We start from the raw sequence: 13,001 nt of genomic DNA, 5'->3' as shown, positions 1-13,001 counted from the left end.
ATCAATATGATACAAAGATACTTTGCTATATTTTCCTGTATGGTACTGCTGCTCTGTTTGTCAGTTACTAGCTGTGGCGTGAGATATGGTTTCACCGGAGGGTCCATTCCTGATAATATGAAGACGGTCAACGTTCAATATTTTGAGAATATCGCACCGATGGTTTACCAAACCTTAAGTCAAAACTTTACAGAGGGCTTGAAAGAGCGTATCCGTAATCAATCGCGTTTAAGCCAGGTGAATGGAGATGCTGATGCTATGTTTGAAGGCGTTATTACAGGGTATGATATTGCTCCTGTGGCTATTGAAGCGGGCTCTGACCGTGCAGCGATGAATAGGTTGACTATTACCATTAAGGTGAAGTATACCAACCGTCTGGACGATACAGGAGAGAGTAATTTTGAACAGTCTTTCTCTCAATTTAGAGAATTCCTTCCCCCTATTCAAGGGAAAGAGGAGGCTACAGTTAATGAGATTATTAAACTCTTAACAGAAGATATTTATAATAAGGCATTTGCGAATTGGTAATGGAGTATATGGAAAACAGTAGCTTAACGCTAAAACAAGCTTATCATCAAGCATTAGTCAACCCTGAGGAACTGACTCAGGCAGACTTTGACCTGTTGATTGCCAAGTTTCCGTACTCACAACCATTGCACTTCGCTTATGAGCGTCGACGATTCCTTCGTGGAGAGTTGAATGTTTTGCAAGCAAAGGCTATTTTAATGGCACGCAATCCTAGTTGGTTGTATGATTATGTGCAGTTGTCAGTGACAGAGGTTCCATCTTTGGATGTTATCGATGATGATTATGTGCCTTTTGAAGAATTGGAATTCGAATAAAATTTAACGACAGTCGAAGAAGAACAGGTAGAGGAGCAAGAGAAAGAGATTGTTGAAGAAGAAGTCGTTGAAGAAGATACTTTAGCGGAGATAGATGATGTAGAGGCGATTGAAGAAGAGGAGATTACGGAAGAGCCAGTAGCTCGTATTGTACAGGAAGATGAGGTGTCTACTTTAGAGACACTGGTGCAAGAGGGAATTGGCGGCGGCGATTATTTCGCCTTACATGCACGTGAAGAACGACTGAAAGCGGAAGCTCTTGCCGAGGTTAAAGCTGAGGAAGCTGTAGCACCTTTATTAGAAGATACTGCTGAAGACGTAAGTTTGTATAATGACGACTTGATGCCTTATACATTTCGTTGGTGGTTGCACAAGACGCGTTTGGAGCATGCAGGAACATATCAGCCATTTGCTAACCCTACAGGAATGCAAGGAGCGCCTCTTGCTTTTGACCCTGCGAAGCAAGATAAGTTGGTTTTAGATCAGCAGATACGTCAAAACATTATTCATTTCCAAAGCCCAGAAGATAAGCTGAGCGAGGAAGTGAAGCAAAGAGCTGTAGCTGCTCCGGTTGAGCCGAATAAAGGAGCTTCGGTAATTGAGCGCTTTATTCGTGAGGAGCCTCAAATACAGCCACCTTCGGTAGATTATTTAAATACTGAGAATAAGGCACGTAAAAGTTCCGAGGAACAGTTTGACCTCGTTACGGAAACTTTAGCGAGCATTTATGCCAATCAAGCGATGTATGTAAAAGCGATAGAGGTTTACAAAAAATTAATTTTGAAATATCCAGAAAAAAAATCGTATTTTGCCGACCGTATTAAAGAATTGGAAGAAAAACTATATTAACTAAATAAAGAAATGCAAACGTTTTTAATTATCCTTATTGTATTAGTAAGTGTGTTGTTAACCTTGATCGTATTGATTCAGAACCCGAAAGGTGGAGGTCTATCATCAGGATTTGCGGGAAGCTCTAACTTAATGGGCGTTCAACGTACAGGTGATTTCCTAGAGAAAGGTACTTGGGGATTAGCTATCGCTTTGATGGTGTTTTGTTTAGCAATCAACATCGTTGGTCCTTCCGCTTCTACAGGTAAAGCAGGTGGTTTAGGTCAGCAGATTGAAGCACCAGCACAACAAGGACCATTAAACTTGAATCCAACGCAACAACAAGCGCCAGCGGCTCCTGCGGATTCAGCAAAATAATAAACCGTTCATTCGGATGGTGAAAGCCTTACATACGGTAACGATGTAAGGCTTTTTTCTTGCTCGCTAATGTGACAGGATGACACAGAAGGGAATGTCATTTTGAAATTTTGTCCTTGGCAGGTGAAAAAATGGCAAGAAAGACAGCCATTATGCCTTTGGCATAATTGGTGATAGTATACCAGAGAGAGAGTATTCAATTAGAAGAAATATAAAACTAAATAAATTATGGCTTTAAGTATTAAACCTATTGGTGATAGAGTTGTTGTTGAAGCAGCTCCTGCGGAGGAAAAAACAGCATCAGGTATTTACATTCCGGATACAGCAAAAGAGAAACCTTCTCAAGGTGTTGTTGTAGCTGTAGGAACAGGTAAACCAGAAGAACCGTTGACGGTTAAAGTTGGTGACAAAGTATTGTACGGTAAATATGCTGGTACAGAAATCACTTACGAAGGAAAAGAATATTTAATTATGCGTGAATCAGATATTTACGCTGTTCTGTAATTAAAGGTTAATCTAAAAAAATCAATTTGACGCCATCGTGGTGTTTGGTGACAAATAGGCGAGGCAATGATTTCAAATTATTAAAAAAAAATGGCAAAGCAAGTAAGATATAATGTTGATGCGCGTGACGCACTTAAAAAAGGTGTTGACACCTTAGCTAACGCAGTAAAAGTAACTTTAGGCCCTAAAGGTCGTAACGTAATTATCGAGAAAAAATTTGGTTCTCCTTTAATTACAAAAGATGGTGTAACTGTTGCTAAAGAAATCGATTTAAAAGATGCTTTAGAAAACATGGGTGCACAGATGGTGAAAGAAGTAGCGTCTAAAACTGCTGATCAAGCGGGTGACGGTACAACTACAGCTACGGTATTAGCACAAGCAATCATTGCTCCGGGATTGAAATCGGTAGCTGCTGGTGCAAACCCAATGGATCTTAAACGTGGTATTGACAAGGCTGTACAAGCAGTAGTTGCGAACTTAAAGTCGCAATCTCAAGTTGTTGGTGCAGACAATAATAAAATTAAACAAGTAGCTACAATTTCAGCAAACAATGACGATGTAATCGGTTCATTAATCGCTGTAGCTATGGAAAAAGTAGGTAACGACGGTGTTATCACTGTAGAAGAAGCTAAAGGTACTGAAACTGAAGTTAAAACTGTAGAAGGTATGCAGTTTGACCGTGGTTACTTATCTCCATACTTCGTTACAAACTCGGAGAAAATGGAAGCGGAATTAGAAAACCCTTACATTTTGATCTACGACAAAAAAATCAGTAACATGAAAGAATTGTTGCCGATTTTAGAAAAACAAGTACAAACAGGTAAACCTTTATTAATCATTGCTGAAGACTTAGACGGTGAAGCATTAGCTACTTTAGTAGTTAACAAAATCCGTGGTTCTCTGAAAGTTGCTGCTGTTAAAGCGCCAGGTTTCGGTGATCGTCGTAAAGCTATGTTAGAAGATATCGCTATCTTAACTGGTGGTACTGTAATTTCCGAAGAAAGAGGTTATAAATTAGAAAACGCTGAGTTATCTTACTTAGGTCAAGCTGAGAAAGTTGTTGTTGATAAAGACAATACAACGGTAATCAACGGAGCTGGTAACAGCGAAGATATCAAAGCTCGTGTATCTCAAATCCGTGCACAAATTGAAACGACTACTTCTGAGTATGATCGTGAGAAATTACAAGAGCGTTTAGCTAAATTATCAGGTGGTGTAGCTGTTCTTTACGTAGGTGCTACTACTGAGGTTGAGATGAAAGAGAAGAAAGACCGTGTTGATGATGCTTTACATGCTACGCGTGCTGCTGTAGAAGAAGGTATCGTTGCTGGTGGTGGTGTTGCTTTCATCCGCGCTACATCTGCTTTAGCAGACTTGAAAGGCGAGAATGAAGATGAGACTATCGGTATCGAAATCATCAAACGTGCTATCGAAGAGCCTTTACGTCAAATCTGTAATAATGCAGGTATCGAAGGAGCTGTTATTGTTCAGAAAGTGAAAGAAGGAACAGCAGATTTCGGTTACAATGCACGTACTGATCGTTACGAAAACTTAATTGGTGCAGGTGTTATTGACCCAACTAAAGTTTCACGTGTAGCATTAGAAAATGCAGCTTCTATCGCTTCTATGTTGTTGACAACAGAGTGTGTTTTAGCTGACGAGCCAGAAGAGAATCCAGTAGGCGCTGGTGCTCCACCAATGGGTGGCGGCATGGGCGGAATGATGTAATCATTATTCACTCCAAAATAATAGAAGAGAGGCTACGAAAGTAGCCTCTCTTTTTGTGTGATGCTTTTAGATTTAACTTGCGGTAAAAATCTTATATTCGTTTATTATGGAGTATAACGCTGTTTATGTCACTATTGCTATCCTGTTGGTTGGTGTAGCTTTGATTTGGTATGTTTTTAAAAATGTAGGCAATAAGAAGGTTGTTGAAAGAGATGTGCCCGATAGAAAAGAGCTGGATTCTATTTTGCGTGAGCATGTTGATTTTTTCGACCGTTTGGATGAAAAAGCACAACAGGTATTTGTTGATCGTGTAGCCTATTTTTTGGCGACTACCAAGATTTCAGCCGAGAAGGGCGCCCAAGTAGGAGAAGTGGATAAGGTATTGGTAGCGGCCAGTGCGACGATTCCTTTATTCCACTTTGATAAGTGGTCGTATGAAAATCTGGATGAGGTCATTATTTATCCCGGTACGTTTGATGAGAAGTATGATGTAGCTTCTACAGATAAGAATATATTAGGCATGGTTGGGGATGGGGTGATGAACCGTAAGATGATTCTTTCTTTAGCATCTTTACGTGCAGGCTTCGCGCATAGCTCTTCTTCCAATACGGCGATTCATGAGTTTGTACACTTGATTGATAAAGCCGATGGCGATACCGACGGGGTGCCAGACTATCTTATTCCGAAAAGCTTAGTGGAACCTTGGCTGCATGAAATGCATAAAAATATCACGTTAATCCGTCATGACCAGTCTGATATCCGCGATTATGCGGGAACCAATCCGGCCGAGTTTTTGGCCGTAGTATCAGAATATTTCTTTCAAAAACCTACATTTTTGCAGCAAGATCATCCCGATTTGTATGCACTTCTAGATAAAATATACAATCAAAAATAGGGATGCTTATTAGCATCCCTATTTCTTTTTTCACTAGAAAGCAAAAGCTTACCAGCCCGGATTCTGTTTTAATTTAGGGTTTAAAGTGAGTTGATTCGTCGGTATAGGATCCAAGTAATCGCGATTGATTCTAAAGCGATAGCCTTGTGTCCCGCCATTCAATGTATTTTTATAAATAGAAATATAGCCTGCATTATCGGTCTCTAATGCTGCTATTCTTTGCGTAAATACAAGCTGCCTTCCTAGGTCTGGTTGCGACTCGGGTAAGAAATCTGAAAACTTAAAGTCTATCCACTGTGCCTTTTTTGCACCTACAGGAACTTTTCCAACGATGAGTTCGGTTGCTGCCGCCCAGCGGAAGATATCGTCGACGCGAAATCCCTCGCAGGCAAGTTCCACTTTACGTTCTCGGCGTACCGCTTGTATAACCGCTGTTAGATTGGCGAATTCAAAATTGGGGTCTATAGCCACATCTGTCCGCAAAGGTGGCATAGCAACGCGCTGACGAAGCTTATTGATGCTTCGGTCGAGGTCTGCCTGTGTGAGCGTACCGAGTTCAGCCTTTGCCTCAGCGTAGCTGAGGAGAATTTCGCCGTAGCGATAATAGATGAGGGCCTGCAACCCTTGTCCGGCAGGTCTCGCTATGGCATAGCGGAAGTTATGTCCTTTATAAGTTTGGTAGCCCGTTGGGCAGGAACCTTCAGCATCGCCTGCATCAAAGGCTGGTGCTATAAAATAATTTGTGGGAATTGCTTTTTCCCAGCGGTAATGTTTTTTATCATTTATCTGTATCGTTTGCTCCAGTCTCGGGTCTCTATCTAGTGCCATACTTAGCAAAGAGCTATCGTCATAATTGGCAGCTACAGGATAGCCATCAGCTTTAAGGTAGGAGTCGAGTTAATTTTTTATTTGCTCCTCTACCTGCACCATTTGCAGAGTAGCGATCCCAAATACTATTGATAGCTCCTGTCTCGTATTTCCGCCAGAAAAGAATCTCCTTGCTTGAGGCATAGTTCTCTTGGTTGAATAAGTCACGGTAGCCATTCTCTTGACCCACATTGTCTAGCGATGGGTAGCCTAGGGATTCAGACTGTTTGATAAGGAGGTCGGCTGCTGATGCTGCTTTTTCCAAGAATTTCTGACTTTCATTTGCTGCCGATTGGAAAGGGCCTGCAGCGTGATATTTTTCCCAAGTACCTTCATAAAGGGCAATGCGTGTCTGTAGGGCTAATGCTGTTTCTTTTGTTAATCGTCCTGTCCAGCCCGATGCGCCACTTGGTAGATAGCTTATCGCATTATCAAGGTCTGCTATGATGTTGGTGGCAATAATATTACGAGCGCTACGTTCACCATACAGAATTTCGGCATCGACGGTTACTGTTGTTGGTGCCCAAGGGAGGTCGCCATAGCGTTTTAATTTGCTGAAATAAAAACTGGCCCTGAAGAATAGGGCTTCACCGACATAAGGTTTTACGGCATCAAAAGAGCTTTGTTCTTCTACTTTCTTGTAGTTATCCAAGAAATAGTTGATGCTACGTAAAGCCGCCCAGTCATATATCCCCCAACCATCATTGTCATCGCTAATTGTTTTTTCGCCATTCATGCGTGTGTTGTAGGTATAGCTCACTTGGGTGTCAGATCCATTGTCGGCATCCCAACCATAGGGACCGATAGAACCCCATCCATCTTCGCGGGCCAAGAGGTCGCTGCGGTTGTATAGGCTATTGATATACAATTTAAGGTCAGTTGGTGTTTTCCAATAATTGGCATCGCTTATTTTATCCAGAGGGCTACGTTCCAAAAAATCTTTCTTACAAGCTACTGCTGTGATGAGTAATAGGCAGATTAAACCTAAAAATTTATGATTTTTCATGCTGTTTTATTTTAAAAAGTAAGATTTATACCAAAGGCCCATGTCCTTTGTAAGGGGTATGATTTAGCATCTTCACTGACAATCTCCGGATCGACAATTTTGATAAGGTTGGTTATGGTCGCTAAATTTTCTACGCTGAAAAAGAACCTTGTTTTTTGAAATCTGATTTTATCGGTTATCTTTTTTGGGAGGCTATAGCCCAATTGAAGGTTTTTTATGCGTAAATAAGCTGCATTTTGTAGATAGCCACTCTGTGCTCTTCTATTTTTATCAGTATTGAAGTAGGCTCTTGGATAATAGCCATTTGGATTTTCGGCAGTCCATCGGTTTGTATGTGCCGTAAAGTAGGACGATTGCCATTGTCCGTCAGTAAAACCCCAAAAATAGTTTGAATTTGCGTCAAACATCATGTCTCGCTTACCTACACCTTGTAAGAATATAGATAAATCAAAATCACGGTATGCGCCATGCATATTTAGGCCAAATGAATAGCGAGGAGTTGAATTCCCAATAACACGACGGTCTCCCGGATTGTCAATAGTATTGTTTCCAATGTCAACCTTACTATCGCCATTAAGGTCTTTGTAGTGTACATCGCCCAGATACCAGTTGGCATGTATGAAAGATTGGTCTACACTGTTTATTTCTTCTTGGCTTTGGAATAACCCTTCGGTTTCAAAGCCCCAAATCTCTCCCATGGTCATGCCGTCATACCACATATCGCTGATTAGCTTTGTTGGATTATTGAACTTCTTAACAGAGCCTTTATAGTCGCTGAATACGAGGTTTGCACCGTAGGTGAAGTCTTGAATTTTATCCTTCCAGCCAATCGAAAGCTCGATACCCTTGGTTTCTGTCTCCGCATCGTTAATGCGGGGAGCATTGGTCCCCAATATAGCAGGAAGCTTCTCTCCAAAGCTTACAAAATTTTTCGCTTGTCGTTTATACCAGTCGAAGCTTAAAGTCAGACGGTTGTCCAGCAGTTCGATGTCAGTACCAAAGCCCAAGGTATTTATCGTGATCCAGGTAAGGTCGTAATTTACTAAACCGGGAGTTCCAACGGCCGATTCTCGACCTCCGTTAAAAATCCAACCCGTTTGTGATGGCGTGATGGTGCCTAGTGATGGATAGAAAGGGTAGTAGTTGTCTGTAAACCCTTGGTCGCCTAAGCTGGCATATGAACCTCGTATTTTAAACTGATTGACATGCTTTTGTATAGGGGCCCAAAAGGGCTCTTTGGAAAGGATCCATGCGGCAGAGACGCCGGGATAAAATTTGTAACGTACATCTTTTAAAAATCGGGATGTACCATCATAGCGGCCGTTTAGCTCTACGAGGTACTTCTCTTTATAATTGTAATTTATGCGTCCGAAGCCTCCTCGAATAGCAAGCTGGGATGCTTGATCCATCGCATTTCGATTTGCACCATAGCTGAGGGATACCATCGGAACTTCATCCGAATATAGATTATCATTAGAACCGCTGAGCCTCAAGTTGTCGTAGAGCTCTTGCGTATAGCCAGCTAAAAGTTTGAAGTAGTGCTCACCAACTTGTCGTTCATAGGAAGAAAAAAGATTGATGGTATGATGTTGGTTTTTGGTTGAGCTACGTTCAAAATAGTTGGGGGAAGTACCTCCTCTAGCCTCTTTGAGGCCGCTAGGATTCACGATGTAGAAGGTCTTCCGATGATTACTATCATCGATGTATGTTCCATCATAGGTGTAGTTGGCGGTAACATTCCAGTTGGAGAGTAGGTTCACAACAAATTCTCCGGTAACAATAGCATTATCTGTGGTTGCCTTTTGGCGACCACCATCGGTAAATATGCCCACGCCACTACCATTAGACCAGTAGCCATCTGGGTTTTTTAAAGGAACAGTGGGGTACGTTCGACCAATTTGATGTAGGTAATCGTACGAAAAGTTTCTGCCACCGCTAATGTTGCCATATGCCGTTGGGTTATCTGTCTGTGCACGCGACAGGGCGCTCCGGAAATTAAAGGAAAGCCATGGATTTAACTTGGTTGTTATATTGCTACGTATGTTATACCGTTTATAGACATCCTTGGCATAATTGTATAGTCCATCTTGTTGATTGTAACCTAGGCCTACATAATATTTGGACTTTTCGGAGCCTCCCGAAATGCCGAGATTATGTTGCTGGCTGAAGCTGAACTTCTTCATATAGATAGAGAACCAGTCGTTGTTGGCATTAGCACCACTCCAGTCTAGCCAACTATCTCCATTAGGATCTTTCATTGTCTCATCCTTAAGGATGCCTGCTTGATAATCCTTCATACGCTGGATAACATCGTCTTGAAAAAGCTTGGCTGGATAGTTGGAGTTTGCGGCTACCTCATTAAAAGCATTAGCAAAATCCAAGGAGTTCACAAACTTAGGCAGACCTAGTGGCTGGCCAGCTCCAAAATTGTTGTTGTAGCGAACGGTGGTAGCTCCAGACTGTCCTTTTTTTGTGGTGATGATGATAACACCAAATGGTGCGCTAGAGCCATATATAGCCGCCGATGCGGCATCTTTCAGGACAGATATATTTTCAATATCGTTACTATTGATGCTGCTAAGGTCTCCTCCTTGTATCCCATCAATAACAATAAGGGGAGAGCCTGCTACATTCGATTTATTCCCGTTATCATCAATGTTAATCCCTGTATAGCCACGGATATTTATGTTTTGCTTTGTCCCCGGAGCACCATTAGACGTCGAAATGTTTAAATTGGCTACTACACCTTGTAACGCCTGTGTTAAGGTAGGGACGGCACGATTTTCGAGTCGTTCACCACCAATTGAAGCTACAGAGCCGGTAAGGTTAGCTTTCTTTTGGGTATCATAGCCTACGACCACGACCTCTTCTATATTTTCCGATGATGTATCTAACGTGATGAGCAGCTCTCCTTGGTGTGTTACCGTTATTTCTTTACTCTTTTTACCTACGGCGCTCACAATAAGGATTCCTCCCTCGATTATAGGCACAGAAAAGCCACCATCTTTATCCGTTAAGGTTGATGTCGTGCTGTTTTTAACCTTGATGGTTGCCCCTTGAATCGGCTTCCCCAGTTCGTCGACTACGCGACCATAACGCTCGTTTTGTATTAGTTTACTTGTGCTTGAATAGTCATAAATGGTTGTTGGAACTAGTTTTTTTTGCTGGGTTTTACTTATATAAGTATCTGCTAATAACTGCTGACAAGTAAAAAATAAGAAGAATGCCAGTAGACATTTCTTTATATAGTTTACAGTTCTATAGTTATCATTCCAACTGTTAAATGATGATTTCATAATAATCTTGGGTTTGACAATGATTTAATAATGCGTGCTGTTTATTTGTCAAAATAGGCCCAAGAATAGAAGTGTGATTCTTTGTTTGGTTTAGTCAGCTATGTTCGGGGGCATAGCTGTTGGTATATTTAACCTCCTTTCTAATTGGTATTTGTAATTAGTAAGATACGTAAAATAAACGAGTCCCCTATGTTATGTTCTATTTAATAGGGGCGGAAGATTTATTCGATTTAAGTTTTGAAGTGCCTTGCTAACGAGGTTATTAATAGTCTACTAGTCGACTTGTCTTTTTTTTGTCAACTAATCAAATTTGTATTGCATAGATACAATTTGTTTTTACATTTGTGCTTGCAAAAAGGAATTGCAAATTAAGCTTTCAACTTAACATTAAAGAAATGAAAACAACATCCATCCTCGCTACAGCGCCCAAAATAGGTGCCTATACATTGGCCAACCGTGTGGTTATGGCCCCATTAACACGTATGCGTGCTAATGCTGATTTAGCTCCTTATGATTTAACAGCTACTTACTATGCGCAGCGAGCTTCTGCTGGATTAATTATTACGGAAGCCTCCCAGATTAGTCAGCAAGGGCAAGGTTATCCAGCTACGCCTGCCATTTATTCGGCAGCGCAAATTGAAGGATGGAAGAAGGTAAATGATGCTGTGCATGCAGAAAATGGACATATTTTTATCCAGTTGTGGCATGTAGGCCGTATCTCACACAGTTCACATCAGCCAGACAACAAACTGCCTGTATCAGCGTCAGCTATTGCTGCGCCAGGTAATGCTTTTGCTTCTGATTTCTCGAGGGTACCTTATGAAACTCCGCATGCGTTAACGGTTGAAGAAATTCAGCAAGTTTTAGCGGATTACAAACAAGCAGCTATTCATGCTAAAGAAGCAGGCTTTGATGGAATAGAGATTCATGCTGCAAACGGTTATTTAATCGAACAGTTTTTACGCGAGTCGACAAATAAAAGAGAAGACCAATATGGCGGTAGTCAGGAAAATAGAGCACGTTTCTTATTTGAGGTTTTAGAAACTGTACTTACGGTATGGCCTGCTGATAAAGTAGCTATCCGTTTATCGCCATTGTTTACAGGGACTATCCCTGCTGATCCGGATCCACTTCCAATTTATGACTATGTGGTAAAGAGACTTGCTCCTTATCATTTAGCATATCTCCATATTATTGAGTCTGTAGCCTTTGAACAAGGATTTACCCCTGAAAATAAGGAAGAGGTTTTAGCAAATTTATTAGTGAAACGTTATAGAGCATTATATAGTAATCCTATTATTGCAGCTAATGGTTTTACGAAGGAGAGTGCTGAGGCCGTAGTAGAAGCAGGTTATGCTGATGCTATTGCATTTGGTACAGCCTATATATCTACGCCAGATTTGGCGTACCGCTTGATTGAGGGAATCGCGCCTAATGAGCCCAATCCGAGTACATTTTACGGCGGTGGTGCTGAAGGATATACCGATTATCCGACGCATAAATAATTAGACATATTTGTATTTTCTTGTTTATAAAAAAAGCCAGTTCCTCCCGAGGGATTGGCTTTTTTATGGAATAATTGCGCTGTAAACGTTTATCTTTTTGACATTATGAAGACTATTTTGCTATTGCATAATGAAATTTCATTTATACATTTGCTGTTGCAAAAAGAAATTAAAAACATATTTCTATTATTGCTGTTTTAAAAAAGTACCCTTTAAAAAAAATAAGATGTCAAAAGTAATTTTAATTACCGGAGCTTCCCGAGGTTTCGGTAAGCTATGGGCAGAGGCCTTTCTGAAAAGAGGAGATAAAGTAGTCGCTACTGCGCGTAATGTAGCGAGTTTAGAAAGCTTAGTTACCGAATTTGGTGATGCGGTGTTACCGTTGGCTCTTGATGTGAACGATCGCCAACAGAGTTTCGCTATTGTGGAGCAGGCTAAGCAACGTTTTGGTCGTATTGATGTGGTAATTAATAATGCTGGCTATGGTGTTTTTGGTGCTATTGAGGAAACTTCAGAAGCAGAGGCTCGTGCGCAAATAGAAACCAATTTCTTTGGTACTTTATGGTTGACACAAGCTGTATTGCCGTTGTTGCGTGAGCAAAAAAGCGGACATATTATTCAAGTATCTAGTGTATTAGGTTTGGTTACTGCGCCTGTTTTGGGTCTATACAATGCTTCTAAATTTGCGGTCGAAGGTTTGTCGGAGACGCTTGCTACAGAGGTTAAACCTTTTGGTATTCATGTAACCATTGTAGAGCCTAATGCGTATGAGACCGATTGGTCAGGTACATCGGCTGCACATGCGGCTCCGGTTGCAGCGTATGCACCATTGCGTGAAAAAGCAGCAGCGGGCTTTCCGCCAGAAGCGATAGGCAAGCCTGTTGCTACGACAGCGGCCATTTTAAAATTAGTAGATACAGCACAGCCACCATTGCGTTTGTTGTTGGGTAAAGCAGGACTTCCACTTATCAAAGCCGTGTATGCAAAACGATTGGCAGAATTTGACGAATGGAAAGTTGTCAGTGATGAGGCTCATGGTCACTAATTAAGCGATTGGCATATCGATAATTGATTCATTAGAATAACAAAAGGGAGGACTGTTTTGTTCCTCCCTTTTGCGTATCTGTTTCACTAGCGTTTGACATGTTTCTT

General features: G+C 41.3%; 12 protein-coding genes. 9 read left to right on the top strand and 3 right to left on the bottom strand.

The annotated features are described in order from the left end of the window. The first annotated feature begins 6 nt into the window (after nucleotides 1-6). The 7 genes from WH223_RS12800 to WH223_RS12770 all read left to right on the top strand — a co-directional run bounded on the left by WH223_RS12800 (nucleotide 7) and on the right by WH223_RS12770 (nucleotide 5,175). Entirely contained in the window at nucleotides 7-528 is a 522-nt protein-coding gene (locus WH223_RS12800; RefSeq protein WP_340048109.1) for an LptE family protein, read from the top strand. Continuing rightward, complete coding sequence (locus WH223_RS12795; protein ID WP_340048108.1) at nucleotides 528-842, top strand: hypothetical protein; 315 nt, start codon at nucleotides 528-530, stop codon at nucleotides 840-842. The genes WH223_RS12800 and WH223_RS12795 overlap by 1 nt, the downstream gene beginning before the upstream one ends. 165 nt (nucleotides 843-1,007) lie before the next feature. Next, nucleotides 1,008-1,691 carry a hypothetical protein gene (locus tag WH223_RS12790; protein WP_340048107.1) on the top strand — a complete coding sequence of 228 codons (684 nt, stop codon included), beginning with the start codon at nucleotides 1,008-1,010 and terminating at the stop codon, nucleotides 1,689-1,691. A gap of 12 nt (nucleotides 1,692-1,703) precedes the next feature. After that, a complete protein-coding gene (secG, locus tag WH223_RS12785; RefSeq protein ID WP_340048106.1) occupies nucleotides 1,704-2,048 on the top strand; it encodes a preprotein translocase subunit SecG in 345 nt (114 codons plus the stop codon). A gap of 228 nt (nucleotides 2,049-2,276) precedes the next feature. Further along, nucleotides 2,277-2,552 (top strand): co-chaperone GroES, encoded by a 276-nt coding sequence (locus WH223_RS12780; RefSeq protein WP_340048105.1) that lies wholly within the window; start codon nucleotides 2,277-2,279, stop codon nucleotides 2,550-2,552. A 90-nt stretch (nucleotides 2,553-2,642) separates the two neighbouring features. Beyond that, nucleotides 2,643-4,280 carry a chaperonin GroEL gene (groL, locus tag WH223_RS12775; RefSeq protein WP_340048104.1) on the top strand — a complete coding sequence of 546 codons (1,638 nt, stop codon included), beginning with the start codon at nucleotides 2,643-2,645 and terminating at the stop codon, nucleotides 4,278-4,280. Between the two features lie 106 nt (nucleotides 4,281-4,386). Next, nucleotides 4,387-5,175, top strand: a complete 789-nt coding sequence (locus tag WH223_RS12770) for a M90 family metallopeptidase (RefSeq protein WP_340048102.1) — start codon at nucleotides 4,387-4,389, stop codon at nucleotides 5,173-5,175. A 48-nt stretch (nucleotides 5,176-5,223) separates the two neighbouring features. Here the strand turns inward: WH223_RS12770 and WH223_RS12765 are convergent, their stop codons facing one another. Genes WH223_RS12765 through WH223_RS12755 form a run of 3 tightly spaced genes read right to left on the bottom strand, consistent with a single transcriptional unit; the run spans nucleotide 5,224 to nucleotide 10,344 of the window. Next, the gene (locus tag WH223_RS12765; RefSeq protein WP_340048100.1) at nucleotides 5,224-6,012 is read right to left on the bottom strand and encodes a RagB/SusD family nutrient uptake outer membrane protein; all 789 of its coding nucleotides are present in this window, start codon (nucleotides 6,010-6,012) and stop codon (nucleotides 5,224-5,226) included. Between the two features lie 43 nt (nucleotides 6,013-6,055). Further along, nucleotides 6,056-7,048 (bottom strand): RagB/SusD family nutrient uptake outer membrane protein, encoded by a 993-nt coding sequence (locus WH223_RS12760; RefSeq protein ID WP_340048099.1) that lies wholly within the window; start codon nucleotides 7,046-7,048, stop codon nucleotides 6,056-6,058. 11 nt (nucleotides 7,049-7,059) lie between these two features. Then, nucleotides 7,060-10,344: a SusC/RagA family TonB-linked outer membrane protein gene (locus WH223_RS12755; protein WP_340048098.1), complete on the bottom strand. Its 3,285-nt coding sequence runs from the start codon at nucleotides 10,342-10,344 to the stop codon at nucleotides 7,060-7,062. Between the two features lie 395 nt (nucleotides 10,345-10,739). On the opposite strand from WH223_RS12755, the gene WH223_RS12750 reads away from it, so the two are divergent. Beyond that, nucleotides 10,740-11,849, top strand: a complete 1,110-nt coding sequence (locus WH223_RS12750) for an alkene reductase (protein WP_340048097.1) — start codon at nucleotides 10,740-10,742, stop codon at nucleotides 11,847-11,849. 226 nt (nucleotides 11,850-12,075) lie between these two features. Next, complete coding sequence (locus WH223_RS12745; protein WP_340048096.1) at nucleotides 12,076-12,894, top strand: SDR family NAD(P)-dependent oxidoreductase; 819 nt, start codon at nucleotides 12,076-12,078, stop codon at nucleotides 12,892-12,894. The last annotated feature ends 107 nt before the right edge of the window (nucleotides 12,895-13,001 follow it).

This window comes from Sphingobacterium sp. MYb382 (assembly GCF_037572665.1).
In the GTDB taxonomy this organism is placed as follows: Bacteria; Bacteroidota; Bacteroidia; order Sphingobacteriales; family Sphingobacteriaceae; genus Sphingobacterium.
This window is presented reverse-complemented; position numbering and strand designations above follow the sequence as displayed.